The 25,760-nt window shown below is 66.1% G+C and carries 30 protein-coding genes; 21 read left to right on the top strand and 9 right to left on the bottom strand.

From position 1 onward, the window contains the following. Positions 1 to 150 precede the first annotated feature (150 nt). The 4 genes from RIdsm_RS23140 to RIdsm_RS23125 all read left to right on the top strand — a co-directional run bounded on the left by RIdsm_RS23140 (position 151) and on the right by RIdsm_RS23125 (position 3,538). Complete coding sequence (locus RIdsm_RS23140; RefSeq protein ID WP_057813074.1) at positions 151 to 1,026, top strand: S-methyl-5'-thioadenosine phosphorylase; 876 nt, start codon at positions 151 to 153, stop codon at positions 1,024 to 1,026. Positions 1,027 to 1,143: 117 nt separating this feature from the next. Beyond that, positions 1,144 to 1,770: a LysE family translocator gene (locus tag RIdsm_RS23135; protein WP_057813076.1), complete on the top strand. Its 627-nt coding sequence runs from the start codon at positions 1,144 to 1,146 to the stop codon at positions 1,768 to 1,770. Further along, positions 1,767 to 3,062: a DoxX-like family protein gene (locus RIdsm_RS23130; protein WP_057813078.1), complete on the top strand. Its 1,296-nt coding sequence runs from the start codon at positions 1,767 to 1,769 to the stop codon at positions 3,060 to 3,062. Before RIdsm_RS23135 ends, RIdsm_RS23130 begins: the two co-directional genes overlap by 4 nt. Then, a complete protein-coding gene (locus tag RIdsm_RS23125) occupies positions 3,059 to 3,538 on the top strand; it encodes a DUF2269 family protein (RefSeq protein ID WP_057813080.1) in 480 nt (159 codons plus the stop codon). The genes RIdsm_RS23130 and RIdsm_RS23125 overlap by 4 nt, the downstream gene beginning before the upstream one ends. Before the next feature lie 9 nt (positions 3,539 to 3,547). On the opposite strand, the gene RIdsm_RS23120 is transcribed toward RIdsm_RS23125, so the two are convergent. After that, positions 3,548 to 3,727: a hypothetical protein gene (locus tag RIdsm_RS23120; RefSeq protein WP_057813082.1), complete on the bottom strand. Its 180-nt coding sequence runs from the start codon at positions 3,725 to 3,727 to the stop codon at positions 3,548 to 3,550. 105 nt (positions 3,728 to 3,832) lie between these two features. Between RIdsm_RS23120 and RIdsm_RS30800 the strand changes: the two genes are divergently transcribed. Then, positions 3,833 to 3,955 (top strand): hypothetical protein, encoded by a 123-nt coding sequence (locus RIdsm_RS30800; RefSeq protein ID WP_276509273.1) that lies wholly within the window; start codon positions 3,833 to 3,835, stop codon positions 3,953 to 3,955. Between the two features lie 99 nt (positions 3,956 to 4,054). Beyond that, positions 4,055 to 4,594, top strand: coding sequence for an adenine phosphoribosyltransferase (locus tag RIdsm_RS23115; RefSeq protein ID WP_057813084.1), 540 nt, complete (start codon positions 4,055 to 4,057; stop codon positions 4,592 to 4,594). 167 nt (positions 4,595 to 4,761) lie between these two features. Here the strand turns inward: RIdsm_RS23115 and RIdsm_RS23110 are convergent, their stop codons facing one another. Next, positions 4,762 to 5,589 carry an LOG family protein gene (locus RIdsm_RS23110; RefSeq protein WP_057813086.1) on the bottom strand — a complete coding sequence of 276 codons (828 nt, stop codon included), beginning with the start codon at positions 5,587 to 5,589 and terminating at the stop codon, positions 4,762 to 4,764. A gap of 80 nt (positions 5,590 to 5,669) precedes the next feature. Between RIdsm_RS23110 and RIdsm_RS23105 the strand changes: the two genes are divergently transcribed. From RIdsm_RS23105 to RIdsm_RS23090, 4 genes are all read left to right on the top strand, one after another. Then, a complete protein-coding gene (locus RIdsm_RS23105; protein ID WP_057813088.1) occupies positions 5,670 to 6,596 on the top strand; it encodes a threonine/serine dehydratase in 927 nt (308 codons plus the stop codon). A 126-nt stretch (positions 6,597 to 6,722) separates the two neighbouring features. Further along, a complete protein-coding gene (locus tag RIdsm_RS23100; RefSeq protein WP_057813090.1) occupies positions 6,723 to 7,373 on the top strand; it encodes a DUF1236 domain-containing protein in 651 nt (216 codons plus the stop codon). Positions 7,374 to 7,548: 175 nt separating this feature from the next. Continuing rightward, on the top strand, positions 7,549 to 8,376 hold the full coding sequence (gene dapD, locus RIdsm_RS23095) for a 2,3,4,5-tetrahydropyridine-2,6-dicarboxylate N-succinyltransferase (protein ID WP_057813092.1): 828 nt from the start codon (positions 7,549 to 7,551) through the stop codon (positions 8,374 to 8,376). A gap of 13 nt (positions 8,377 to 8,389) precedes the next feature. Next, positions 8,390 to 9,283 (top strand): hypothetical protein, encoded by an 894-nt coding sequence (locus RIdsm_RS23090; protein ID WP_057813094.1) that lies wholly within the window; start codon positions 8,390 to 8,392, stop codon positions 9,281 to 9,283. Here the strand turns inward: RIdsm_RS23090 and RIdsm_RS23085 are convergent. After that, on the bottom strand, positions 9,280 to 9,951 hold the full coding sequence (locus RIdsm_RS23085; RefSeq protein WP_057813095.1) for an SDR family oxidoreductase: 672 nt from the start codon (positions 9,949 to 9,951) through the stop codon (positions 9,280 to 9,282). The two genes, RIdsm_RS23090 and RIdsm_RS23085, sit on opposite strands and share 4 nt — an antisense overlap. Positions 9,952 to 10,102: 151 nt before the next feature. Further along, positions 10,103 to 10,498, bottom strand: coding sequence for a rhodanese-like domain-containing protein (locus RIdsm_RS23080; protein ID WP_057813098.1), 396 nt, complete (start codon positions 10,496 to 10,498; stop codon positions 10,103 to 10,105). A 117-nt stretch (positions 10,499 to 10,615) separates the two neighbouring features. Between RIdsm_RS23080 and RIdsm_RS23075 the strand changes: the two genes are divergently transcribed. Continuing rightward, complete coding sequence (locus RIdsm_RS23075; RefSeq protein WP_057813100.1) at positions 10,616 to 10,960, top strand: hypothetical protein; 345 nt, start codon at positions 10,616 to 10,618, stop codon at positions 10,958 to 10,960. Positions 10,961 to 10,970: 10 nt separating this feature from the next. Here the strand turns inward: RIdsm_RS23075 and RIdsm_RS23070 are convergent, their stop codons facing one another. The 3 genes from RIdsm_RS23070 to RIdsm_RS23060 form a co-directional block, all read right to left on the bottom strand. Continuing rightward, a complete protein-coding gene (locus tag RIdsm_RS23070; protein ID WP_057813102.1) occupies positions 10,971 to 12,065 on the bottom strand; it encodes a PAS domain-containing protein in 1,095 nt (364 codons plus the stop codon). Between the two features lie 129 nt (positions 12,066 to 12,194). Continuing rightward, positions 12,195 to 12,896, bottom strand: coding sequence for a Crp/Fnr family transcriptional regulator (locus tag RIdsm_RS23065; protein WP_057813104.1), 702 nt, complete (start codon positions 12,894 to 12,896; stop codon positions 12,195 to 12,197). A 39-nt stretch (positions 12,897 to 12,935) separates the two neighbouring features. Continuing rightward, positions 12,936 to 14,024 carry a Hint domain-containing protein gene (locus RIdsm_RS23060; RefSeq protein WP_057813106.1) on the bottom strand — a complete coding sequence of 363 codons (1,089 nt, stop codon included), beginning with the start codon at positions 14,022 to 14,024 and terminating at the stop codon, positions 12,936 to 12,938. A gap of 260 nt (positions 14,025 to 14,284) precedes the next feature. Here RIdsm_RS23060 and dapE point away from each other — a divergent pair, with 260 nt between their 5' ends. From dapE to RIdsm_RS23030, 6 genes are all read left to right on the top strand, one after another. Beyond that, positions 14,285 to 15,436: a succinyl-diaminopimelate desuccinylase gene (dapE, locus tag RIdsm_RS23055; RefSeq protein ID WP_057813108.1), complete on the top strand. Its 1,152-nt coding sequence runs from the start codon at positions 14,285 to 14,287 to the stop codon at positions 15,434 to 15,436. Continuing rightward, positions 15,433 to 15,858, top strand: coding sequence for a GNAT family N-acetyltransferase (locus RIdsm_RS23050; RefSeq protein ID WP_057813110.1), 426 nt, complete (start codon positions 15,433 to 15,435; stop codon positions 15,856 to 15,858). The genes dapE and RIdsm_RS23050 overlap by 4 nt, the downstream gene beginning before the upstream one ends. A 23-nt stretch (positions 15,859 to 15,881) precedes the next feature. Next, positions 15,882 to 16,436 (top strand): TIGR04282 family arsenosugar biosynthesis glycosyltransferase, encoded by a 555-nt coding sequence (locus tag RIdsm_RS23045; RefSeq protein ID WP_057813112.1) that lies wholly within the window; start codon positions 15,882 to 15,884, stop codon positions 16,434 to 16,436. Between the two features lie 478 nt (positions 16,437 to 16,914). Continuing rightward, positions 16,915 to 17,676 (top strand): hypothetical protein, encoded by a 762-nt coding sequence (locus RIdsm_RS23040; protein WP_057813114.1) that lies wholly within the window; start codon positions 16,915 to 16,917, stop codon positions 17,674 to 17,676. A gap of 66 nt (positions 17,677 to 17,742) precedes the next feature. Beyond that, entirely contained in the window at positions 17,743 to 18,918 is a 1,176-nt protein-coding gene (locus tag RIdsm_RS23035) for an MFS transporter (protein ID WP_057813116.1), read from the top strand. A 75-nt stretch (positions 18,919 to 18,993) separates the two neighbouring features. Continuing rightward, entirely contained in the window at positions 18,994 to 20,016 is a 1,023-nt protein-coding gene (locus tag RIdsm_RS23030) for an aspartate-semialdehyde dehydrogenase (RefSeq protein WP_057813118.1), read from the top strand. Positions 20,017 to 20,073: 57 nt separating this feature from the next. Here RIdsm_RS23030 and RIdsm_RS23025 read toward each other — a convergent pair whose 3' ends face one another. Continuing rightward, positions 20,074 to 20,544 carry a relaxase family protein gene (locus tag RIdsm_RS23025; RefSeq protein ID WP_057813317.1) on the bottom strand — a complete coding sequence of 157 codons (471 nt, stop codon included), beginning with the start codon at positions 20,542 to 20,544 and terminating at the stop codon, positions 20,074 to 20,076. Positions 20,545 to 20,662: 118 nt separating this feature from the next. Here RIdsm_RS23025 and RIdsm_RS23020 point away from each other — a divergent pair, with 118 nt between their 5' ends. Both RIdsm_RS23020 and RIdsm_RS23015 read left to right on the top strand, forming a co-directional pair. Continuing rightward, positions 20,663 to 22,294: a DUF4139 domain-containing protein gene (locus RIdsm_RS23020; RefSeq protein ID WP_057813120.1), complete on the top strand. Its 1,632-nt coding sequence runs from the start codon at positions 20,663 to 20,665 to the stop codon at positions 22,292 to 22,294. Beyond that, complete coding sequence (locus RIdsm_RS23015) at positions 22,294 to 23,082, top strand: transglutaminase domain-containing protein (protein WP_057813122.1); 789 nt, start codon at positions 22,294 to 22,296, stop codon at positions 23,080 to 23,082. The genes RIdsm_RS23020 and RIdsm_RS23015 overlap by 1 nt, the downstream gene beginning before the upstream one ends. A gap of 3 nt (positions 23,083 to 23,085) precedes the next feature. Here the strand turns inward: RIdsm_RS23015 and RIdsm_RS23010 are convergent, their stop codons facing one another. Beyond that, positions 23,086 to 23,736: a carbonic anhydrase gene (locus RIdsm_RS23010; protein ID WP_057813319.1), complete on the bottom strand. Its 651-nt coding sequence runs from the start codon at positions 23,734 to 23,736 to the stop codon at positions 23,086 to 23,088. A 156-nt stretch (positions 23,737 to 23,892) separates the two neighbouring features. Between RIdsm_RS23010 and RIdsm_RS23005 the strand changes: the two genes are divergently transcribed. Beyond that, positions 23,893 to 24,267, top strand: coding sequence for a hypothetical protein (locus tag RIdsm_RS23005; RefSeq protein ID WP_057813124.1), 375 nt, complete (start codon positions 23,893 to 23,895; stop codon positions 24,265 to 24,267). Between the two features lie 98 nt (positions 24,268 to 24,365). After that, the gene (locus RIdsm_RS23000) at positions 24,366 to 25,745 is read left to right on the top strand and encodes a leucyl aminopeptidase family protein (protein ID WP_057813126.1); all 1,380 of its coding nucleotides are present in this window, start codon (positions 24,366 to 24,368) and stop codon (positions 25,743 to 25,745) included. Positions 25,746 to 25,760: the final 15 nt, after the last annotated feature.

Below are 25,760 nucleotides of genomic sequence, written 5' to 3'. Positions count from 1 at the left end.
GCGTTGCCGGGGCTGATACTGCACTGCAGCATTTTTCGCCACCCCCGCCAGGTGAAAGGTGCCATGTGGTGGCCGCAAAGGTACACCCGGCGGCTTTCCATTCGCGCTGTCGCGGGGCAGAGTGCGGGAAACACAGGCAGGGAGACACGCATGACGGATACGATGATCGGAGTGATCGGCGGCTCGGGGCTTTACCAGATCGACGGGCTGGACGGGGCCGAGTGGGTCAAGGTGGACAGCCCCTGGGGCGCGCCATCGGACGAGATATTCTGCGGCGAGGTCGGTGGCGTGAAGATGGCGTTCCTGCCGCGGCATGGCCGGGGGCATGTGCATTCGCCGAGCACGGTGCCGTACCGGGCCAATATCGACGCGCTGAAAAGGCTGGGGGTGACCGACGTGATCTCGGTTTCCGCCTGCGGATCGTTTCGCGAGGAGATGGCGCCGGGGGATTTCGTGATCGTCGACCAGTTCATCGACCGGACCTTTGCGCGAGAGAAGAGCTTCTTCGGCACCGGCTGTGTCGGGCATGTGAGCCTGGCGCATCCGACCTGCCCGCGGCTGAGCGATGCCTGTGAGAGTGCGGCGAAGTCCGCCGGGATCACGGTGCATCGGGGCGGCACCTACCTGGCGATGGAGGGGCCGCAGTTTTCCACGCTGGCGGAATCGAAGATGTATCGCGAGATCTGGGGCTGTGACGTGATCGGGATGACCAACATGCCGGAGGCCAAGCTCGCTCGGGAGGCCGAGCTTTGCTACGCCTCGGTCGCGATGGTGACCGATTACGACAGCTGGCACCCGCATCACGGCGAGGTGGACATCACAGCGATCATCGCCACGCTTCAGGGCAATGCCGACAAGGGCCGGGCGATGGTGAAGGGGCTGCCCGCCTTGTTGGGAACGGAACGGGAGGCCTGCCCGCACGGGTGCGACCGGGCTTTGGAATTCGCGATCCTGACGGCGCCAGAGGCGAGGGATGCGGCGCTGGTGGCGAAGCTGGACGCGGTCGCGGGCAGGGTATTGTCGTAAGGGGCTTGGTTGCTCCGGGCGCGAGTTTTCTACGCATTGACGGCGAGGAAGCTTCGGGGTTGGGTATAACCTGACAAGTGCCGGGCTGAAGCCCGGCCTACGTGAGGAGTTCTGCCCATGTCATTCGATCTCTGGCTGGCCTTTGCCGCCGCCTCGACCGCGCTTCTGCTGATCCCGGGGCCGACCGTTCTTCTGGTGCTGAGCTATGCGCTGAGCCAGGGGCGGCGGGTGGCCGTGGCCAGCGCGACCGGCGTGGCGTTGGGGGATTTCGTGGCGATGACCGCGTCACTGATGGGGCTGGGGGCGCTGGTGCTGGCGTCGGCGACGCTGTTCACCGTGCTGAAATGGGTTGGTGCGGTGTACCTTATCTGGCTGGGCATCAAGCTGTTGCGGAGTGCGCCGGCAAGCGGGCTGGAGGCGCTCAGGGGGGGTGAGGTTGCCGGCAAGGGCGTGTTCTGGCACGCGGCGGCGGTGACGGCGCTGAACCCCAAGTCGATTGCCTTCTTCATTGCCTTCGTGCCGCAGTTCGTAAGCGTCGGCGAGCCGCTGGCGCCGCAATTCGCCATCCTGATCGCCACCTTCGTCGGGCTCGCGGCGATCAATGCGCTGGCCTATGCGTTGCTGGCGGACAAGCTGCGTCAGACGATCGGCAGGCCCGGCGTGATCACGTGGCTGACGCGCGGGGGTGGCGTGGCGCTGATCGGGATGGGTTTGCTGACCGCCACCCTGCGACGGAGCACATGACCGAGGCACAGGGCAAGGTACTGATCCTCGGGGCCGATGGGTTTATCGGGCGGCACCTGGCGTTCGGGCTGCGGGCGGTGGGCTTGGAGGTGGTGGCGTCGGCGCGGCGCTGCGCGCGGCTGGACCGGATGGGGTTCGAGACGCTCGAGGCCGATCTGGCGTCGCCGGAGGCGGCGACGGTGGCGTTCTGGCAAGGGCGGCTTGAGGGCGTGAGCCACGTGGTGAATGCGGCCGGTGTTCTGACCGCATCCGAGCGGGTGTCGGGGGCGGTGCATGTGCAGGCACCGGCAGCCGTTTATGAGGCCCTGGGGAAGACTGGGCAGCGTGAAACTGGGCGGGGCGTTCTGATTTCCGCCGTGGGAATTGATGACAGCGAGACGGGGTTCGCCCGCCATCGGCGCGAGGGCGAAGCGGTGGCGCTGGCGCACGGGATCATGCCGCTGAGGGCGGGGTTGGTGTTGGGCGAGACGTCGTATGGCGGCTCTTCTCTGGCGCGGGCCTTGGCGGCGCTGCCTTTCGTGATGCCGGTGGTGGGGGCGGGGGAACAACCGTTCAACCCGGTACATGCGGCGGACCTGACGAAAACCGTCGCGCATTTCCTGACCCATCCGGCGGAGGGCGTGCAGGAGATTGGCGGGCCGGAGGTGGTGACGCAAACCGAGATGCTGACGGGGTTGCGCCGGTGGCTCGGGCTTGGGCCGGTGCCGGTGCTGCGCCTGCCGGTATGGCTTTGCCGGGCGATGGGGCGGGTCGGCGACGCGATGCGGCTGGGGCCGATTTCGGTGACGGCGGTGACGCAGCTTGAGGCGGGGGTGCTGGCGGAGCCGTCGGAGGCCGTGCGCGCCCTGCCGGAGCGGCCAAGAGGGTTTTCCGACTTCATCAACGCGCGCCCGGCGGGCACGCAGGATCTCTGGCATGCACGGTTGTACCTGATGCGGCCGGTGCTGCGCCTCGTTCTGGCCGTTCTGTGGAGTGTGTCCGGCCTGATCGGGCTGTTTCTTCCCACGGCGGAGTTCCTGCCGCTGATCGCCGGGTCCGGCGTGCCGGATTGGCTGGCGATTGCATTTGCCCGGCTGGGCGGCGTCGCGGACCTGCTGATCGCCGGCGCCTTGTTGCGCGGCTGGCGGCCGAGGTCGATGGCGGTCGTGCAGGCGGCGATGGTGCTGGGCTACACGGTGGCGTTCAGCGTGCTGGCGCCCGTCTTGTGGTTATTGCCACTGGGCGGGCTCTTGAAAAACCTGCCTGTCCTGGCGCTGATCGCGCTGCTTTACATTCTCGAGGATGAGCGGTGAGCGTCGATCCGTACCTTTTGGCGAAATGGCTGCACATCCTGAGTTCCACCGTGCTGTTCGGAACAGGGATCGGCACGGCGTTCCAGATGGTCTGGGCGATGCGGACCGGGCGGATCGAGACGATCTACTCGGTGGCGTCGGGCGTGGTGGTGGCGGACTGGCTGTTTACCCTGCCCGCCGGGATCGTGCAGCCGCTTACCGGGCTTTGGCTGGTGCACCTGGCCGGGTATGGAGTGGCTGAGCCCTGGCTTCTGGTGACCTATGGGCTCTACCTGCTGGCGCTGGCTGCGTGGGTGCCGGTGGTTCAGTTGCAGATCAGGATACGCGACATGGCCGGGGTGGCGCTGCAGAACGGAGACGGGCTGCCAGAGGCGGCGCGGCGAGCCTATCGCATCTGGTTCGTGCTGGGGTGGCCGGCCTTCGTGGCCCTAGTGGGCGTGTTCTGGTTGATGATCGCAAAGCCGCCGCTTTGGTAGCGGCTCCGGTCAGCCGTTCTTTTCGACGAAGCCACGGATGAACGCGCGGATTTCGCGCGCGGCGCTCGTGTCCATTTCCTTGCAGAGCTTGATGAATTCATCCCGCTCTTCCTTGTCGAGGCGAAGGATCAGCTGGCTGTCTTTTTTGCCAGATTTCTTCTTTTCCTTCTTGTCGTCTTTCTTGGTCACGCTCTCGCCCCTGCCGTCTTGACTTTCTGCCAATACAATGTATATACATTGCATATGCAGTCGTGGCCAACATAACGGCCAAACGATGAGAAAGGAACTGAAAAAATGACACTGGATACAGCAAAGTACTATCTCGTGCGCGAGCGGATGGATTGGAAGCGCCCGCACCTGCGTTGGGTACCCAATGCGCTTTACACGCTGATCGTGAGAACGCGGAACGCGTACTGACACCGCGCGCCCGGCAGGCGCATCCGACCCGGCCCTTGCGAACGGGGCCGGGATCGGCGACACCGGACCTCGGGACCAAACTCAGCCCGGAGACCGGACATGCCAAAATCCACCACGGTAAAGGACTATATCCGAACGATCGCGGATTTCCCGCACGAGGGGATCATGTTCCGCGACGTGACGACGCTCTTTGCCGATCCGCGCGGGTTTCGCATGGCGGTCGACCAGATGCTGCACCCCTATGCGGGGATGCGGATCGACAAGGTGGTGGGGCTCGAGGCGCGGGGGTTCATCCTCGGCGGCGCGGTGGCGCATCAGCTGTCGGTGGGGTTCGTGCCGATCCGGAAGAAGGGCAAGCTTCCGGGGAAAGTGATTTCCGAGGATTACCAGCTGGAATACGGCGAAGCGGTCGTCGAGGTGCATGACGACGCGATCTCGGCGGGGGAAAAGGTATTGCTGGTGGATGACCTGTTGGCCACGGGCGGCACCGCCGAGGCGGGGATCCGGCTGATCGAGCGGCTGGGGGGCGAGATATTGAGCTGTGCGTTCATCATCGACCTGCCCGAGCTGGGCGGTCGGGCACGGCTTGAGAAGCTGGGGATGGACGTGCACGCGCTGTGCGCGTTCGAGGGGCTCTGAGCTTTTTCGGGCGAGCTTTGCCAGCAGCGTAAACCAGCGATTAACTTTGGTCCGGTAGCCAAGGGGAAGCCGACCTTGTTCGGCCTTGCTTGCGGGCCTTTCCAATGGATCGAGCCAGCGCCCCGTTTCCCCCCTCCTGAAACGGGGCGCATACTTATTCCGGGCCGTCAGGGTTCGGGAATGACCTCGCCCCAGCTTTCGATGATCTCCATGGCCTGTTCCGCCGTCTCGACGAAGCGGAAAAGCTCCAGGTCTTCGGCAGAGATCGTGCCGGCCTCGGAAAGCGCCTCCCAATTGATGATGGAGCGCCAGAACTCCTCGCCGAACAGCAGGAAGGGCACCCGTTTCATCCGGTCGGTCTGAATAAGCGTCAGCGCCTCGAACATCTCGTCGAGCGTGCCGAACCCGCCGGGGAAGCAGCAGATGGCACGAGCGCGCATGAGGAAGTGCATCTTGCGGATGGCGAAATAGTGGAAATTGAAGCAGAGGCCGGGCGTGACATACTCGTTCGGTGCCTGTTCGTGCGGCAGGACGATGTTGAGCCCGATGGAGGAGCCGCCTGCGTCGGCGGCGCCGCGGTTGCCGGCCTCCATGACGCCGGGGCCGCCACCGGTGGCGACCACGAACTCCTTGCCGTAGGTGCCCATGGATTTCATCGTCACCAGCCGCGCGAATTCGCGGGCCTCGTCGTAGAAGCGCGACAGGCCGGCCAGCGTTTCGGTGCGGGCGGTGTCTTTCTTCGACGGCTCGGGAATGCGGGCGCCGCCGAAGAGGACGACGGTGCTCTCGATGCCGCGTTCGTTCAGGATCATCTCGGGTTTCAGCAGCTCGAGCTGAAGCCTGACGGGGCGCAACTCGTCCCGGCAGAGGAAATCGTCATCGGCGAAGGCCAGGCGATAGGCGGGGGCCCGGGTCTGGGGCGTGTCGGGCACCTGTTCGGCGGTGTTGCGGTCGGCGCTGGCGTCACGAAACTGGCTGTGGCGTTCGTCTTGCATGAAGCGTGTCTTCCCTGCTTGGGTCTGGCCTTATAGCCGTATAGGGTTCGCCCGGATTTGACCAGCGGGAGGGACGGGCGATGGACTGGAAAGCCGAGATCGAGACGGCATGGGCGCGGGTCAAGCCGCATGTGCGGCGGACACCTGTGGTGGAGGCTGACGGGTTCGGGCTGGGCTTTCCCGTGGCGCTCAAGCTGGAGCAGATGCAGCATACCGGCAGCTTCAAGGCGCGGGGTGCATTCAACACGCTTCTGTCGATGGAGGTGCCCGAGGCCGGGCTGGTGGCGGCGTCGGGCGGCAATCACGGCGCGGCGGTGGCCTATGCCGGGGCGAGGCTGGGGCACCGGGCGCGGATTTACGTGCCGGAAATGGCGGGGCCCGCAAAGATCGGTCTGATCGAGCGGTTGGGCGCCGATTTGAAGGTGGTGCCGGGCGCCTATGCCAATGCGCTGGAGGCGGCGCGGGAGTACGAGGCGGAGACCGGGGCGATGCAGATCCATGCCTATGACGCGCCTGCCACGGTGGCCGGGCAGGGCACCTGCATGGCCGAGTGGGAAGACCAGGGGCTCGAGGCGGACACGGTGCTGATTGCCGTGGGCGGCGGCGGGCTGATCGGCGGGGCGGTGGCCTGGCTTCAGGGGCGCAGGAAGGTCGTGGCCGTCGAGCCGGAGACATCCTGTGCCTTGCATGCCGCGCTGCAGGCCGGCGGGCCGGTCGATGTCGAGGTGTCGGGCGTGGCGGCGAATGCGCTGGGGGCACGGCGGATCGGGGACATCTGTTACGGGCTGGCCGAGGCGCAGGGGATCGAAAGCGTGCTGGTGGGTGACGAGGCGATCACGCAGGCGCAGGTGGCGTTGTGGCAGGAGATGCGACAGCTGGTGGAGCCCGCCGGGGCAACGGCGCTGGCGGCGCTCATGTCGGGGGCCTACGTGCCGGAGCCGGGCGAGCGCGTGGCGGTTCTGGTCTGCGGCGGGAACATCGCGCCGGACCCGCTTTCGGCAAAATAACGCCCATTACCCGTGGGTTAAGACGGCCCGGCGGGAACGTGGGGTGGAGGGTTGCGTTGTGTCCTCAGCGCGCCGGCGGGCCAAGGCTTTTCCCGGCGCGACGTAGCAGCAAAGAGGAATCTAGCCATGAAGACCCAACTGTTGAGCATGACCCTGATCGGAACCATGGGCGCGGGCGCCGCGCTTGCCGATACCAGCGCGACGGCGGCGACCGACCTGAACCTGCGCGCAGGTCCCGGGCCGCAGCAGAGCATCGTCGGGGTCATCCCGGTCAACGCCAACGTGAACGTTCACGGTTGCCTGGCCGAGACCGCGTGGTGCAAGGTCAGCTTCGAAGGCACCGAAGGCTGGGCTTATGGGGATTACCTGTCGGCATCGCTCGAAGGCGAGCAGTTGATGATCGCGCCGAACCGAGACCAGATCGAGGTCAATACCGTGACCTATGACGACGGCAACGCCGACGGTATCGCCTCGGGCGGTGTGGCCGGCGGTATCGTCGGCGCGATCGCGGGCGGCCCGGTGGGCGCCGCGGCCGGAGCCGCCATCGGCGGTGCCGTGGGCGGTGCGACGGACGCGAGCGACGAGACCATCGTCTATGTGCGCGAGAACCCGGTCGAGCCCGTCTATCTCGAAGGTGAAGTCGTGACCGGGGTGCAGCTGCCCGAGGCCGTGGTGCTGAACACCGTTCCGGAGTCGGACTATCGCTATGCCTATGTGAACGGCGTGCCTGTCGTCGTCGACCCGGCGGAACGGCGCGTGGTGCACATCGTGCGGTAACCTTCGCCGCATTCGGTGATGTATACCGGCGGGAGCCTGAGCGGCGCCCGCCGGTTTTTTTTGGAGCGCGGGCCGGGCGTGCCGCGAAAGGCCGGTGCGGCGTCGCATTGCGATCTGCCCCGCCGGGCCGTATAGGGCATGGCAGCAAGAACGAGACCTGTCACGGAGACGCCCGATGTCGAATGCCCAACTTGAACAAGCCATCGAAGCCGCGTGGGATGCGCGGGACAGTATCACCCCCTCGACCGGCGGTGAAACGCGCGAGGCCATCGAGGACACGCTCGAGGCGCTGGACAGCGGCCAGTTGCGCGTGGCCGAGCGCCAGGACGACGGGGAATGGCATGTCAACCAGTGGGCCAAGAAGGCGGTTCTGCTGGGCTTCCGCATCAAGGACATGGAACAGCACGACAACGGCCCGCAAGGCGGCGGCTGGTGGGACAAGGTCGACAGCAAGTTCAAGGGCTGGGGTGACAACCAGTGGAAGGCGGCCGGGTTCCGGGCCGTGCCGAACTGTGTCGTCCGCAAGTCGGCCTATATCGCGCCCGGCGTGGTGCTGATGCCGTCCTTCGTGAACCTCGGCGCCTATGTCGACGAGGGGACGATGGTGGATACCTGGGCTACGGTCGGCTCCTGCGCGCAGATCGGCAAGGGGGTTCACCTGTCGGGCGGTGTGGGCATCGGCGGCGTGCTTGAGCCGATGCAGGCGGGCCCGACGATCATCGAGGATAACTGCTTTATCGGGGCGCGGTCGGAGGTCGTGGAAGGCTGTATCGTGCGCGAGGGTTCGGTGCTCGGCATGGGGGTCTATATCGGCAAGTCCACGAAGATCGTCGACCGGGAGACCGGCGAGGTCTTCATGGGCGAGGTGCCGCCCTATTCCGTGGTGGTGTCGGGCTCGATGCCGACGAAGAACAACCTCAACCTCTACTGCGCCGTGATCGTGAAACGGGTGGACGAGCAGACGCGCTCGAAAACCGGGATCAACGAGCTGCTGCGGGATTGAAACCCATACCGACATGACGCGCATCTATCGCCGTGGGCAGGCGGTGGCCGATCTGACTGCACTGCTTCATCCGGTTGACGGGCCGCTGGCGGTGGTGACGTCCGAAGTGGACGGTATGTCTGCGATACAGCTGCGCGACTGGTTCGAGGGGATGGCCCGCGATCCGTTCGGGGGTGAACCTTTCGACGAGGTCACTGCCATCCCGGCGCGCGTCTTGCGGGATGGCGGGACAGAGGGCGCACCTGACCTTTCCGTGTTTGCGATGAACCTTGCCGCGTCGCTTGCTGCTTGGCGGGACGAGGTGGGATTGGCAGAGCTTTGGTCTACGGTTTGGGCTGAGGTTGCCCTTCAGTCGCGTCCGGTTCGTGCCGCGTTTTTCAACGGCATGCGGGAAGCTGCTGAGGGGCTCGTGCCGGCAGACCAACCGGTTTCGGAGGCGGAGTGCGTGTCGCAACCGCGTGAGGAGGTTTGTGCGAAGTTGTGCGCCCTGGCCCGCGCCGCTGGTCCCGAAGATCGCAAGGCCGTGGCGATGGCGGATTACGGCAATGACTGGGAACAGCATCTGTCACGGTTGAACGACGTGATCGACGCGCAGGCCTGTGTTATCGCAAAACGGGACAATTGGTTTCCGCTCGAGACCGTGCAACTCAAATCGCACTGTCCGGGCGAGCAGGGCCACGTTCCGGCGCTGGCGGTTCTTCTGGTGACGTCTATTTGCAACGGTGACATCCACGGCGATATCGAGTTTCGCTGGCAGCGGCAGGCGGCGGAGTGGCGAGCGCTGCCCGGAGGGGAGCGCTGCGCCATCATGAACGGCGTGCGACATGTTTACGAAAGCCTGCCCGACTGGGAACCCGATGTGCGCCCGGTCGGGACATTCGTGATCGATGCACCGGACCTGTCCTAGCCGGTGGGCATCACGTGGACTTCACGCACCTCGGCACGGGGGTCCTGCGAGATGGCGAACATCACGGCGCCGGCGATGTCTTCTGGCTTGAGCTTGTCGGGCTTGGCCTCGTCGAAGAACGGCGTGTCGACCATGCCGGGCGAGATCAGCGTGCAGCGCCCGCCCCATTCGCGCATTTCCTCGGACATGTTGCCGGCATAGCCGTGCACGAACCACTTGCTGGCCGAGTAGATCGAGCCCTTGATGTGGTTGCGGCCGGCGGCCGAGCCGGTGAGCAGGAGGTGCCCGCGCGTCTTGCGCAGTTCGGGCAGGGTGGCGCGGGCAGTATAGAGCACGCCCATGACGTTGAGATCCACGAGCTTGCGCCATTCGTCCGGGTCGCCGCCCTCTGTGCCGGGCTTGTCGAGGCCGGTGCCGGCGTTGGCGAAGGCCGCGTCGAGCGTTCCGAACCGCTCGACCGTGCGGCGCACGGCGTCTTCCTGTGCGGCGAGGTCGGTGGCGTCGCCGGAGAGGGCCATCGCGTTGTCGCCCAGTTCCTTGGTGAGGGTGTCGAGCTTGTCGGCGGAGCGGGCCATCAGGCCCACGTTCCAGCCTGCCGCGACGGCGGCGCGCGCGGTGGCCGCGCCGATGCCGGTGGAGGCGCCGGTGATGAAGAGGGTTTTCGTCATCTGTCATTCCCGTCTTTTGCTTGCGTTGAGGCGGGACGTGATGTTCCGGACGCAAAAGACAAGGGGTCGGCAACCGGTTGACGTTGAGACGGGCGCGACATCGACCGAAATCTAAAATAGATTTCGGACCGTTTTCTTCTGAAGAAAACGGCTACTTGTGCTTCGATGGCTTTTCGCCGACCGGGCCGCCGGCCTTTTTCCAGCCCGAGAAACCGTCGTCGATGTGACTCACGTTTTCCAGCCCCATCTCCTGTGCGATACGGGCCGAGAGGGCAGAGCGCCAGCCCGACGCGCAGTAGAAGACGAAGCTGTCGCCGGACTGGAATTTCTCCTTGGCATAGGGCGACTCGGGGTCGATCCAGAATTCCAGCATGCCGCGTGGGCAGTGAAATGCGCCGGGGATCATGCCTTCGCGTTCCAGCTCGCGCGGGTCACGAAGATCGACGAAGGTGACGCCTTCGGTGCCGTGCTGCTCCAGATAGTCGGCGGCCGGGGCGTGGGCGACCAAGTCGTTCGCCTCTGCCACCATGTCCTTGACGCGTTTCATGTGTGTGCTCCTCTTCCTTTGCGGCAAGCGTATTGGCTGGCGTCGCGATTGCAAGCGGCGTGCTTGACTTGGCGCGCCGGGTGACGCAGGGCAGGGCGGAACGAGAGAGGGTGTCACATGTCGGGAAACAGCAAGAAGCCGCCGCGCCAGCAACAGGTCTATACCCTGTTGGTCGAGATTGGCCGGAAAGCGGGCGACGGGCTGCCCGACAAGGCCACGGGCGCGGCGCTGATGATCTATGCCAGCGGCGTGGACGAGGCCGAGGCGGTGCGCGAGACCGTGGCGATCCTAAAGCAGGCGGATACCGCGCCGCTGGATGTGTCTGGGTACGGCACGCTGGAAGAGCGCGAGACCGAGGGGCATGACATCAGCGACGAGGAACGCGAGCTCATGCAGCGGGCGCTCGACGAGAACGCGGTGATCGTGGCCCAGGTGACACCGTTCTACGACGATCCGAAATAGTCGATGACGGCTAGGTCAGGTCGACCGTCAGCAAGGTGCCTTGGCTCAGGTTGGTGACCGAAAGCGTGGCCCCGAGCGAGTCGGTCAATGCCGCGACGATGCTGCCGCCGACGCCGGGCTCGTGATCATGGCCGGTGGTGTCGAGCGGGCCGTTTCTGTGCACTTCCGCGCGGGTGTGCTGGGCTTCGATCGTGGGGGCGCCGAAGGGCCAGTTGTACCCCTCCGGGATGCCGTTGCCGTCATCCTGCACCGTGAGGCGCACGCCACCTCCCTCGGGGCGAAAGAAACGTACCTCGACCGAGCCGGAAGTTCGCCCCTCGAACGCGTGCTCAAACGCGTTGGTCACGAATTCCGACAGCAGGAGGCCAAGGCGGGCGGCCTGGTCGACGGGCAGAGAGATGTCGTCGCAGTCGACGTTGAGCCGGATCGCGCCGCGCGGTTCAAGGCTGGCGATGACCGAGGCGATGCGGCTCAGGTAGGCGCCGGCCGCCATGTCGGTGTCGGGGGTGCCACTGGCGCTGCTGTTGAGAAGCTCATCATAGAGCACAGAGAGCGCTTCGATCCTGCGGCCGATGGCCTTGAGCGATTCCGCCGTGACCTCGCGCTTGGCCTGTATTCGGATCATGCTGACGATCATCGCGAGGTGGTTCTTCACCCGGTGCTGCAGCTCACGCAGCAGCTCGAGCGAAGAATCATCAGAGACAGGAAGCTGGGACGGGTCCTCGTCCTCGATCCGGCGCTGCAGGCCGAAGAAGGCGTTCAATTCTCCGTCGGCCCCATGGATCGGGGCGACGAGTAGCTGGTTGCGGAAAGCCGTGCCGTCGGCCTTGTGATTGGTCAGGGTGACCTCGAATTCCTTTTCCGTGCGCAGCCCTTCGCGGATTTTTTCGAGATCGGCAGGGTCGGTTTGGGGGCCCTGCAGGAAGCGGCAGTTCCGCCCGATGGCGAACTCGCGGCTGTAGAGCGTGAGGGATTCAAAAGCGCCGTTCACGTAGGTGATGGGATTGTCGTCGAGCCGGGGGTTGGTGAGTACCATTGATAACGGCGACCGGCGGATCGCCGTCGTTACCGCCTGCTCTCCGTCGGCTTGTCGTACCTGGTCCATTCGCTGCCCCTTATTAATGGCCGGATACCTGCGAATGTGAAAATGGGTCTCCGGCCTAGTAATGCTACAATGCAGTATGGTTTCGATCTGTACGTAAGCGTACCAAACCGATATTAAACCTGTCCAGCTTCATGCGGCGGGAAGAAGCGTCTCGTAGGCGGTGCGTACCCTGTCGTAGCACTCGCAGCTTGCCGCGCGCAGGCCACGGTGATTGGTCACGGTCATCCGCCCGTGGGAATAGGTGATGTGCCCTTCGTCGCGCAGTTCGGAGGCCACCTTGGACACGGTCGCGCGGCGCACGCCCAGCATTTGTGACAGGAACTCGTGGGTGAGCTTCATATGCTGGCCGTCGGCACGGTCATGCATGGTGAGAAGCCAGCGCGACAATCGTTGCCGCGCGTCATGCGCCCCGTTGCACGCCCCCGAGACCATCACCTGGAACAGCACCGCCTGGATGGTCGAGAACAGGGCCTTCTTGAAGGCCGGGTCTTCGGCGAGCAGCGCCTGGAAATGCGACGCGGGCAGTTTGAGAAGCGTACCCGAGACCTGAATTTCGTTGGCGGTCAGCTGGGTGTCGCGCCCCAGCGTCAGGTTGATGCCCGTACAGGCCTCGCGCCCGATATTGGCCATCTCGATCATCGATCCGTCGCCATAGGTCGCCAGCGCGGAGATGACCGCGGTTTCCGGAAAGTACACCGCGTTCGTCGTCTCGCCCATCTGGTGGAGAACGGTGCGGTTGTCACAATCAAGCAACTCGCAACGCTCGAGCACCGCGTCGCGCGACGCCTGCGGCAGTGAAAGCAATACGCGGTTCTGTGTCTCTTGCACCATATCACGCCAACGCGAATAGGCGGTGCTTGGTTCCTGCCGTCAGGCGGCGCGGCTGCTGGCCAGCGTGATCGCTTCGAAGGGCTTGAGGATAGGCCATGCGGGCTGGGCGTGTTCCGGCAGCCTTGCGCGATCGAGCCCGGCAAGGACGCTGGCGGCCAGCGCCTCGGGTTTGCGGCGGATACGCCCGATCAGCAGGCTCGAGAGGGCGCAGCCCGATGCCATCACCGCGTCGTGGCCGGGCAGCAGCACCTGGTAGTAGGTGACCATTTCCGGCCCCTTGGCCCAGAAGGCCGAGATGTTGTTGAGCAGGTGGCGCGCGGGAACAAGCACGGCTTCGCGACCGAACATGTATTCGACATCCGAACCGCGCAAGACGAGCTTCTGGTTGGGGGACACCGCGATGTCGCGGGTCAGGCCGAAGTAGCCGGCCCGCAGCCGGATCGGGTGGAAGCTGCCCCGTGCGGGCACGGTGCGGCGCACGACGTGAAGCACCGGCACCTGCTCGCCCCGGTCGGTGATGACAAGGTCGCCCCGGCGAATACGGTGGACAGGTTTTTCCCCGAGACTGGTGAGGAGGCTCGTGTGCGCGGTCAGGCCGGGCATCGGGCCGACCGGTTCGATCTTGTCCGAGACGGCGGCAAAGGTCACTTCGCGGTCCATTTCGCGGTGGCCGCGGCCCAGCATGATCTCACTGAGATCGTCGAGAACCATGGGGCGTGAATTCGGCAACATCACGGAATGCGTGCTGTTGGGTTGCGGCCGTTCGATGCTGAGCCGGCCGGTGCGGCCGGGCGCATCCCAGCTGTAGGTGAGCCGCACGATATCGGTTCGGTCGTTGTACGGGCAGGGGAGCACGGCCGTGCGCGTGTCGTTGCCCTGTGCCTCGATCAGGACGATGCCCCCATCGGGCAGCGCCTGAAGCGAGAAGGTGCCGGCCCACGGGTGCGAGCGTCGGAAGGCCAGCAGGGTCTGTGGCCTGTTTTCCGGCGAGAGGCGCGTTTCGACCAGCAATGTGCCACGCGGCAAGAGGCTGTCGGGGCGGATGTTTTCATCCGTGTCTTGGGCGCCGGCCGCGCCCTTGAGTGAGAACCAGCCGTCATTGTGATCGCTAACGCCGATCCATGTCATGCCAGGGCCGCCCCTTGTTGTCGAGGCTGGAACCATACAGGCCGCCGGACGCAAAATATGCGCCGACATCTCATCGGACAATTGCGATGCCCGCCCGGTTTGCGGCCATTTTCGGCCGTTATGGTCTTGCCCTGCCTCGGGTTTGTTATTGAGGCTTGCCTAACAGGTTTGTCCTTGATTGTTAAGCGTTATTCACAGGAGTGAATAAAACGGATAGACCCTGTTGCCGGTGCCCTACCCATGCCCGAAAGGAGAGCGCGATGACCCGCCAGCCCACCGATCCCGCCGCATTGACCGCCGATCTGATCCGCTGCCCGTCCGTGACACCGGAGGAGGGGGGCGCCCTGGCGTTGCTGGAAGCCCGGCTCGGCGCGGCCGGGTTCACCTGTGCGCGGGCCGATCGCAACGGTGTCGCGAACCTGTTTGCCCGCTGGGGCGAGAAGGGGGCGGAGAAGAGTTTCGGCTTCAACGGGCATACCGATGTGGTGCCGGTAGGCGACGAGGCGGCATGGACGGTGCCTCCGTTCGGCGCGGAGGAGAAGGACGGGTTCCTGTGGGGCCGGGGGGCGACCGACATGAAATCGGGCGTCGCGGCCTTTGCCGCCGCCGCGATCGACTACGTGACGGAGACGCCGCCGGAGGGGGCTGTCATCCTGGCCATCACCGGCGACGAGGAGGGCGATGCCGTCGACGGGACGGCGGCGCTGCTTGACTGGATGGACAAGGAAGGCGAGCGGATGGATGTCTGCCTTGTGGGCGAGCCGACCTGCCCCGACCGGATGGGCGAGATGATCAAGATCGGGCGGCGCGGGTCGTTGTCGGCGTGGTTCACGATCACCGGGGTGCAGGGTCATTCCGCCTATCCCCACCGGGCGAAGAACCCGCTGCCCGCGATGGCGCGGCTGATGGACCGGCTGGCGAGCGAGACGCTGGACGAGGGGACCGAGCATTTCGACCCCTCGACGCTGGCGGTGGTGACGATCGACACCGGCAACCCCGCGACCAACGTGATCCCGGCGCAGTGCCGGGCGACGGTGAATATCCGGTTCAACGATGCCCATGAGAGTCAGTCGCTGATCGACTGGATGCAGTACGAGATGGACAAGGTCGCCAGTGAGTTCGGCGTGACGGGCGAGATGGTGGTGAAGGTGTCGGGCGAAAGCTTCATCACCCCGCCGGGCCCGTTGTCGGAGTTGGTGGCAAAGGCCGTCGAGGCAGAGACCGGGGTCGCGCCGGTGTTGTCGACCACGGGCGGCACGTCTGATGCAAGGTTCGTGAAGGAGCATTGCCCGGTGGTGGAATTCGGTCTTGTCGGCCGCACGATGCACCAGGTCGACGAGCGGGTCGAGGTCGAGCAGATCCACCAGCTGAAGGCGGTTTATGCACGGATTCTGAAGGATTATTTCGGGTGACGCTGCATGTCGGGCCGACCGGGGATATCGTCGCCTGCGTCAGGCTGAGGCGGGCGGTGTTCATCGAGGAGCAGGGCGTGCCCGAAGATGTCGAGCAGGACGGGCGCGATGGCGCTGCACATCACGTTCTGGCCATGCTCGATGGCGTGCCGGTGGGCTGCGGGCGTATTCTGGTAGAGGGGGCGACCGGCAAGATCGGACGGGTTTGCGTGTTGCGGGAGCATCGCGGGCACGGGATCGGGCTGGCGCTGGTCGGCGCCTGCCTGGACGTGCTGCGAGATCTTCCGGGGGTGGAGCGGGCTGAACTGGGCGCACAGATCTATGCGATCGGACTATATGAAAAACAGGGGTTTGCGGCTTACGGGCCGGAGTTTTCCGATGCCGGAGGCCAGCCGCACCGGATGATGGGCCGGGCGTTGTGAGGGCGCGGCGGCAGGTTGTGGTGATGCTGAAGGAGCCGCGGGTGGGGCGGGTGAAGACGCGGCTGGGGCGGGAGATCGGGATGGTCGAGGCCGCGTGGTGGTTTCGGCATCAGACCGAGCGGTTGCTTCGTAGGATAGAGGACCCGCGCTGGCGGTTGGTGCTGGCCGTGGCGCCGGACCGGGCCGGGCTGGAGAGCCGGGTGTGGCCCGCGCATTTGCCGAGAGTGGCGCAGGGCGGGGGTGACCTGGGGGACCGGATGGGGCGACTGTTGCGGGGGATGCCGCCCGGGCCAGTCTGTATCATCGGCGGCGATATTCCGGGGGTGCGGAAGGGCCATTTGGTCAAGGCTTTCAAGGTGTTGGGAGATCATGACGCGGTGTTCGGCCCGGCGGAGGATGGCGGGTTCTGGCTGGTCGGCATGAAGCGGGTGGTACGGCCGCCGGCGGGGCTTTTCCGGGGCGTGCGGTGGTCGACGGAGGACGCGCTGGCGGACAGCGTGGCGAGCCTTCCGGGGTGTCGCGTGGGGTTCTGCGACAGGTTGCGGGACGTGGACCGGGCGGCGGATCTGGTCGGGTAGGGCCATGGTTCGGGCCGGGGTGAGAGGTGCGTTGGCACCAACCCCAAGGGGGGGTGGAGACGGTCCGTTTTGGCCGGGACTGCAACGTCGGTATAACGTCGGTATTTTGTCGGTATTACGTCGGTGCGCGGGACCGAGGCCGGTGGGCTGCGACTGGATCAGGAATGCTGCCGCCGCCGGCGGGATGTTCGGGCGCGGTGGTCGACGGCGGAGGCGCTGGCGGAGAGCGTGGCCGGCTTGCCGGGGTGCCGTGTGGCGTTTTGCGATACGTTGCGGGCCGTCGATCTGGTGGCGGATCTTGAAAGGTGAGCGTTGGTTCGGAAAAGGGGGCGCGGTGGGTTGGCACCCACCCGACGCCGACCGACGCGACGAGAGATAATGCGTGTCGATTGATCCCGGGCAATGCGGGTTTTCCCACCCGGTGGAAGACTGATCCCGAACCGGTATGGCCGGTTTCGCGGCACGAGGAGGTGTCGAAATGACACGTTTCATGCAAGTCTGGATACTGGCGCTGGCGTTGGCGATGACTGCCGCCACGGCAATGGCCGAGACGGTGATTGGAAAGAATGTCGACAGCCGCGTCATCCTTGCCTTCAATGTGAAGGAAGAGGGCGCGAGCGCGATGCTGCCCGAGGGCTGGCGGGCCGTGACCCTTCCGAAGGGGCCGATGGCAGGGGCCAACATGCTGGTGGCTTTCATCGACCGGCACCTCGCGCTGGACCCTGAGGGCAAACCGCTGGTGCCCCATGCCAGCCGGTCACTGGCGCTGGTGGCATTCGGGGTGAGCCCCGAAGTGGAGGGGCCGCGCATGTTCGTGACGCGCGTGTACGAGACGCCGCCGGTGGCGGACAGCTATGGCAACGGCGCGGCGGCCGCGATTTCGCGAGAGACGGCATTGTCGGGCCCGGCCGACGGGGCACGCGTGCAGCGGGACATGTGGGTGGTGGCACCCGAGACCGGTGGCGAGATCCGGTTGGAGCTGAGCTATGCGGCCGGACGGCCCCACTGGGGCCATGACGAGGCAAGGCCCTATTCCGCCGCGAAGCCGGAGTTTCACCGGATCTACCGTTACGATCAGCTGGCCGATCTGGCGATGAGCACGGCGCTTGGCAAGGCGCTGGACGGGGAAATCTCGTTTTCGTCCTCCGTGCCCGGGCTGGACAGTGTCTTCGACGGACGCGAGGTGCTGACGGCGGTGCTGGTGGTGCCGGTCTACGTGCGGGAGGTGTCGCTGCCCTAGGGCGTGGTCCCTTGCACCTGTCACGGTTTCGTGCCAGCAGCATGCAAGGTTCTTCCGGAGTAGACGATGCGCGTGCGCCTTGCGGTTCTTTGTCTGGCCTACGTGCTCAGCCAGTTCTTCCGTGCCTTCCTTGCCGTTCTGAGCGAGCCGCTCGCCCGCGATGTCGGGGTGACGGCGGAGGATCTGTCTTTCGCCTCCGGTCTATGGTTCGTGACCTTCGCACTGATGCAGTTGCCGGTGGGCTGGGCGCTTGACCGGATCGGGCCGCGGCGGACGGCCTCCGTGCTTCTGGGTTTCTGTGGCGGCGGGGGCGCTGTGCTGTTCGCGCTGGCGACGCAGGGCTGGCATATCGACCTGGCGATGGTGCTGATCGGGATCGGGTGTTCGCCGGTGCTGATGGCGTCCTACTACATATTCGCACGGCAGTTTCCGCCGGCCCGCTTTGCCACGCTGGCGGCCGTGATGCTGGGGGTGGGGTCGGTCGGCAACCTCGTCGCGTCCTACCCGATGGCGCTGGCGGCGGAGCTGGTGGGCTGGCGCGCCTCGCTGGCCGGGCTGGCGGTGGTGACGGTGGCGGTGGCGGCGGGGATTGCCGCGACGGTGCGCGACCCCGAGCTTGTGACCGGCGACATGAAGGGCAGCGTGCTGGACCTGCTGAAGATGCCGGTGCTGTGGGCGATCCTGCCGCTGATGTTCATCGCCTATGCCCCGGCCGCGAATATCCGGGGGCTCTGGATGGGGCCCTACCTGGCCGACATTCACGGGCTGGATACCGCGCAGGTGGGGCAGGCGACGCTGATGATGGGGCTGGCGATGATCGCCGGAACGCTGGCTTATGGGCCGCTCGACCGGGTGTTCGGGAGCCGGAAGTGGGTGATCCTGACCGGGAGCGTTCTGGCGACGGCGGCGCTTTTCGGGCTGGCGTTGCAGGTCGGGGGCAGCGTGGCGATGGCCGTGGGGCTTTGCGCGGCGGTGGGGTTCTTCGGGGCCTCCTACCCGATGATCATCGCGCATGGGCGGGCGTTCTTTCCGCCGCACCTGGCGGGGCGGGGCGTGACGCTGATGAACATGTTCGGGATCGGGGGCGCCGGGCTGGTTCAGTTCGGCTCGGGCCGGTTGCACGGGGCGGTGGCGGAGGCCGCCGGGCCGGCCGTGGCCTATGCCACGCTTTTCGCGGTTTTCGGCGGGGCTTTGCTTCTGGGCGTGGCGATCTATCTCTTCAGCCGGGATTCGATGGAGTGAGATAACCGCTTTCACTCGGGCGGCGGACACTGTATGGAAGCCGCCGTTGATCCAACCAGATCAGGAGTCTGAACTATGGGATACAAGGTCGTCGTCGTTGGTGCCACGGGGAACGTGGGCCGCGAAATGCTGAACATCCTGGCCGAGCGCCAGTTTCCGGTGGACGAGATCGCCGCGCTTGCGTCGCGCCGCTCTCTGGGCACCGAAGTGAGCTTTGGCGACAAGACCCTCAAGACCCAGGATCTCGACGCGTTCGATTTCACCGGCTGGGACATGGCGCTGTTCGCCATCGGCTCTGACGCGACGAAGGTCTATGCGCCCAAGGCCGCCAAGGCGGGCTGCGTGGTGATCGACAACTCGTCGCTCTACCGCTACGACCCGGACGTTCCGCTGGTGGTGCCGGAGTGCAACCCCGAGGCCGTCGAGGGCTATGCGAAGAAGAACATCATCGCCAACCCCAACTGCTCGACCGCGCAGATGGTGGTGGCGCTGAAGCCGATCCATGACCGCGCGAAGATCAAGCGCGTGGTGGTGAGCACCTACCAGTCTGTCTCGGGCGCCGGGAAAGAGGGGATGGACGAGCTTTGGGATCAGACCAAGGACATCTACAACCCGACCCGCGAGATCGAGCCGAAGAAATTCCAGAAGCAGATCGCGTTCAACGTGATCCCGCATATCGACGTGTTCATGGAAGACGGCTCGACCAAGGAAGAGTGGAAGATGGTCGTCGAGACCAAGAAGATCATCGACCCGTCGATCAAGGTGAACGCGACCTGCGTGCGGGTGCCGGTTCTGGTGGGGCATGCCGAGTCGGTCAATATCGAGACGGAAGAGTTTCTCGACGAGGACGAGGCGCGCGATATCCTGCGGGAGAGCCCGGGGATCATGGTCGTCGACAAGCGCGAGGATGGCGGGTACGTGACGCCGATCGAATGCGTGGGCGACTATGCGACCTTCATCAGCCGGATCCGGCAGGACCCGACGATCGACAACGGTCTGAACCTGTGGTGCGTCAGTGACAACCTGCGCAAGGGCGCGGCGCTGAACGCGGTGCAGATTGCCGAGACGCTGGGCAACCGGGTTCTGAAGAAGGCCTGAGGGCTGGCGTGATCGAGGATTGGAGGGCGTCCCTTGGGGGGCGCCCTTTTTCGTGGGTCAGAAGGGTTCGATCACCTCGCAGTCGTCGTCGGGCGGGGCGGGGGCGAGCATGCGCTGGGCCAGCCAGGTGTGGCTGTGGCCGGGGAAGGGGGCGCCGAAGCGGCGCATGAGGCGGGCGTAGCTGAAGCCCAGTTCGGAGGCCTTGCAGAGGCGGCGGCCGCCGGGGTGATCATGCAGCGCGAGGCCGCCGCCGGCGGCGCGGAGGGCGTAGCCCCTGGCGTTCAGTCGGCGGTCGAGGTCGGACCAGTCTTGCGCATGGGCGAGGTCATCTGCGAGGCGCGCGCGCAAGGGCGCGAGGAGCCGCTCATCCGCCCTTACGGGCGGCTTCGCGTTGCGGGCGCGGGTGATTTCCCTGGCCAGCAGGTCGCGGACGAGCTGGCCCATGGAAATGTCGCGCCGGGCGGCGAGCGCCCTGGCGGCATGGTGCAGGTCATCGTGCAGGAGAATCTCTATCCGGGTTTCGCTCATCCTTCGATCGAACCCCATCGTGGTAAAAAAGGCGTAAATCTGCAAAGGCCTGCCAAGAATCTTGTCTTTCGGCACGTCCAAGGGAGATAGTCCCATCAGACCACCAAGGAGCTTCCCCATGCACCGTCTTGCTTTCGCCTTCGCCCTTCTGCCCACGGCCGTGCTGGCCGAGGATATCCCGCTGGTGAGTGACGTCACCGGTGTCACGCTGTATCCGGATGGCGCCACGGTCACCCGCGAGGTGCCCTTCACCGCCCCGGCCGGTGCGCATCAACTGGTTCTGACCGATCTTCCGCAAAGCACGCCGCTGGCATCGGTAAGGGTTGCCGTGGAGGGCGCGCAGATGGGCAGCGTCAGCACGCGCAACGATTTCGTGCCGCCCCGGACGGAGGAAACCACCGCCGCCTTCGAGGCCGCGGAGGCAGAGGTGGAGCGGCTGGAAGAGGAACTGCGCGATCGGCAGGCGGCGATCGAGGCGATCCGTCTGGAGGCGAAGGCGGCGCAGGCGCGGGTGGATTTCCTCGATGCGCTGGGCAAGGGCGACGGTGTGGCGGCGCTTGACGTGGAGAAGCTGCAGTCGCTCTCGGCGATGATCGGCAGCGAAACCCTGTCGGCCCTGCAGGCGGCGCATGCCGCCAAGCGGCGGGCCGAGGCGGCAGCGCGCGATCTGACGGATCTGCAGGACGAGCTGAAGCGGGCAAGGCAGGCGCTGGCGGCGCTGGTGCCGGAGCGGGAAGATCGGGCGATGCTGGCGGTTTCGGTGCGGTCCGACGCGCCGGCCGAGGGGATGCTGACGGTGACCTACAATATCTACCAGGCGGGGTGGCAGCCGGTCTACGACTTGCGTCTCGCCCGCGACACCGGCGCGCTGGATATCGAGCGCGGCGCGCTCATCTACCAGGACACGGGCGAGAACTGGGCCGACGTGGCGCTGACCCTCTCGACCGCGCGGCCGACGGAACAGACGGAGCCCGGCGAGGTCTGGCCGTGGCTGCGGCGGATCATCGACCCCGAGGCACCGATGCCAAAGCCGCTGGTGCGGGCGCAACCCGAGGCGGGCTATGCCGCGGATGCAGCCATGGAAGAGGCGATGGTCATGCCCGAACCGATCCAGGCGACGGCCCAGTTCGACGGGCTGTCGGTGACCTACAGCTATCCGGACCCCGTGGCCGTGGCCTCGGGCGCCGATAACCTGCGGATCACGCTGGGCACGCTGGAAGCCGAGGCCGAGATGGTGGCGCAGGCGGTGCCGCTGACCGACACGAGCGCCTATCTCATGGCCGAGTTCACCAACGAGGCGGAGGAGGTGATCCTGCCGACGCACGAGGCGAGCTTCTACCTCGACGGCCGCTTCGTCGGGAAGCGGCCGCTCGACCTGATCCCGGCCGGTGGTGAGGCGGAGCTGTCCTTCGGGCCGATCGAGGGGCTGCAGCTGGAACGCACGGTGCTGGGCCGGAACGAGGGCGACCGCGGGGTTCTGTCGCGCTCGACCGAGCTGACCGAGGAGGTCCGGATCGACGTGGAGAACCTGACCGGGGAGACCTGGGAGATGCGGGTGCTCGACCGGGTGCCCTATTCGGAGCAGGAAGATCTCGAGATCAACTGGAACGCCGCGCCGCATGCCTCGGAGATGGACGTCGACGGCAAGCGCGGCGTGCTGGCGTGGGAGTTCGACATCGCGCCGGGCGACACGCAGGAGATCAAGCTGACCCACACGCTGAAATGGCCCGAGGGAATGATGCTGCAGTAATGGCAGCCGATGTCTTCGATCCGGGGGAGCGGGGTGGCCTGCTGGACGGGCTGGAGCCCTCTCCCGGCGCCTTTTGCGCTGCGCTGCATGGCGTACTGATCCACGACCATTTCGGTGCCATCTGTTATCCGGCGGTGCCGCCGGATTTCGCAACGGCCTCGCGAGAGACCCTGCCGGCGGCGGCGCGGTTGGCCCGGATCGACGAGTATGGCGAGGGGTTTCAACCGCGCCCGCCCGAGCGCCGAACCGTAGGCACCTGCCGGGATTTCGCGGTGATGTTCTGTGCCATGGCGCGACGTCACGGCATGGAGGCGCAGGTGCGATGCGGCTTTGCGGATTATCTCGATCCGCCGGGGTTCGAGGATCACTGGATATGCGAATACCGCGCGGCGGGCGGAGGGCGATGGGCGCAGGCCGACCCCCAGCTCGACGCGGCGCACATCGCGCATCTGAATATCGGTTTCGACCCCACCGACCTTCCGGACGGGGCTTTCCTGACGGGGTGCGAGGCGTGGAGGGCCGTGCGGCGCGGTACGGCTATGGCGACGGATTTCGGGCACGGCGACGCGTGCGGGGCGTGGTTTCTGAAGGTCAACCTGCTACGGGACCTGCATTGCCTTTTGGGGCAGGTGATGTCCGACTGGGACCAGTGGCGGCAGGTGGCCGATAGCGCCGTGCATGACGCGGTGCCCGATGCGCTGTGCGACCGGCTTGCGGAGGCCGGTACGGGTGGCGCGTCGAGTGCCGTCGATCTGCCGGCGCCGCCTATTGGCGGCGCGGCGATGTAAGCCTCAGATCGACTCGAAGGCCTTCTTGTGGGCGTTGAACTGTTCCACCCCGCCTTCGCCGATATCGTGCCAGAGGCCGTGGAGGGTGAGGTTGCCCTTGTCCACCGCCTCTTTCACGAAGGGGAAGGTCATCAGGTTTTCCAGCGAGACGAGGATCGCCTGTTTCTCGAGCGCCTTGGTGCGCTCGGTCTGGTCCTTGATCTTCTTCACCCGCTCGTAGCCGGGGCGCAGGATATCCATCCAGCGGCCGACGAAGCTTGTCTTTTCCTCCAGCGCCGGGGCGTTGCCGGAGCACATCTCCTCGCAGCCCTTGACGCCGCCGCAGTTGGAGTGGCCCAGCACGATGACATGCGCCACCTTGAGCGCGGTCACCGCGTATTCGACCGCCGCCGAGGTGCCGTGCTGGGCGCCGTCGGTGACGTAGGGCGGCACCAGGTTGGCGATGTTGCGGTGCAGGAAGAACTCGCCCTGGTCGGCGCCGAAGATCGAGGTGACGTGCACGCGGCTGTCGCAGCAACTGATCACCATGGCGCGGGGGTGTTGCCCCTCTTGTGCCAGGTGGCGGTACCAGGAGGCGTTGTCCTTGTACTTGGTGGCTTTCCAGCCGTGGTAGCGTTCAACGAGATAACTGGGCAGCGGCCGCGCGTTTTCCATGATGTCCCTCATTCGCAACTGTTCTCAATCCGCGGTGATAGTCTGGATTCACATAATATTCGAGCGAGAAATGGCCAGCGTCGCAACCATTTGGGAACCGCAATCGGCGAAAGTGTCGCTTGGGCCTTGGGGGGCTTTGGAATACGGGGTGAGACCGTGGAGCATGTGACGCTTCTGAGACAGAGTGAGACGGTGCGGCTTGATCCGGACCGTCTGGATGAACTTTTCCTGCAGCTGGGCCACCAGGCCGCCGAAGACGTGGTGTGCCGCGCGCTGGAGGAACTGGCCGCGCGGCTGACGCATGTCGAGCGGTTCTACCGGCAGGGCAAGATGCGGGACATGCGCAAATGCGCCCGCAGTCTTGGCGCGATTGCCGATCAGCTGGGGATGGAGGCGCTGGCGCGGGTGGCGCGAGACGTGAGCGGCTGTTCGGATGCCGGCGATGCCGTGGCACTTGCCGCGACGCTGGCGCGGCTGTTGCGGGTGGGCGAGGTGTCGCTGACCGAGATCTGGGACGAGCCGGCATATTGATGCGGGCGGGTCGCTGACGGCTGACGGAAGGGCTTGCAGGCGCGGCACGGGCAGCTAGGCTGTGGCGGAAGACGTCACATTCCGGAAAGTCCTGCCTCATGCCTTTAGAATTCGCCCCGGCCGATGCGCCTGCAATCCCGCTTCACGTGATCGCGCAGGACGGGGCCGAGGCCTGGGCCGCCGGCCAGCCCGAGCGTATCGCCACATGGGTGCGCGCGGCGGGGTTCACCGGTGCGCTTGGGGCGACCCTTCTGGTGCCGGGCGAGGACGGGCGGATCGAGATGGCGCTGGCGGGGTATGGCACGCCGCAGGGGCGGGCTCGCGGGCGGTTTCACCTGGCCGGCGTTGCGGCGGCATTGCCTGACGGGGATTACCGCCTCGAGGGATTGCCGGAAGAGCGGGCGGCGGAGGAAGCGCTGGGGTGGTTGCTGGCCTCCTATGCGTTCGACCGGTATCGCGATCAATCCGCGGCCAAGGCCCGGCTGGTGGCGCCCGAGGGGCTGGATGCCGGGCGGCTTGTGGCGATCGCCGCCGGCGAGTGGCTGACGCGCGACCTGATCAATACGCCGGCGGCCGATATGGGGCCGTCCGATCTCGAGGCCGCCTGTGCGGGTCTTGCGAAGGAGTTCGGCGCCGAGATCGACGTGGTTCGGGGCGAGGCGCTGCTGGAAAAGAACTTCCCGATGATCCACGCCGTGGGCCGGGCCGCGGCGCAGGAGCCGCGGCTGATCGACATGCGCTGGGGCGACAAAGGGCCGGCGCTGACGCTGGTCGGCAAGGGCGTGTGTTTCGATACCGGCGGGCTGAACCTCAAGCCCGGCGCGAGCATGGGCCTGATGAAGAAGGACATGGGCGGCGCGGCGACCGTGCTGGGGCTGGCGCGGATGATCATGGCGCTGGAGGTGCCGGTGAAGCTGCGCGTGCTGGTGCCGGCGGTGGAGAACTCGGTCTCGGCCAATGCCTTCCGGCCCGGTGACATTCTGACGGCGCGCAACGGGCTGACGGTCGAGATCAACAACACCGATGCCGAGGGGCGGCTGGTTCTGGCGGATGCTCTGAGCTTCGGCGCCGAGGAGAGCCCGGACCTGATGGTCTCGATGGCGACGCTGACCGGCGCGGCGCGGGTGGCGGTCGGGCCGGATCTGGCGCCCTATTTCACCGATGACGGCGCGCTTGCCAGCGCGCTGGACAAGGCGGGTGAAACCGTGGCCGACCCGGTCTGGCGGCTACCCTTCCATGCGCCTTACGAGACGATGATCGAGCCGGGCATTGCCGATCTCGACAACGCGCCCAAGGGCGGGTTCGGCGGGGCGATCACGGCCGCGCTGTTCCTGCGGCGCTTTGCCGGGGAAACCCGTTACGCGCATTTCGACATCTATGGCTGGAGCACCGGCAACGGCCCGGCCCGGCCCAAGGGCGGTGTCGGCATGGGGGCGCGTGCCCTGCTCGATGCCCTGCCGGGAGTTCTGAGCCTGTGAGCCGCGTCATGTCTT

The sequence above is a fragment of the Roseovarius indicus genome, assembly GCF_008728195.1.
Lineage (GTDB): Bacteria > Pseudomonadota > Alphaproteobacteria > Rhodobacterales > Rhodobacteraceae > Roseovarius > Roseovarius indicus.
The sequence above is the reverse complement of the archived record's forward strand: the minus strand, read 5'-3'. Positions and strand labels throughout refer to the sequence as shown.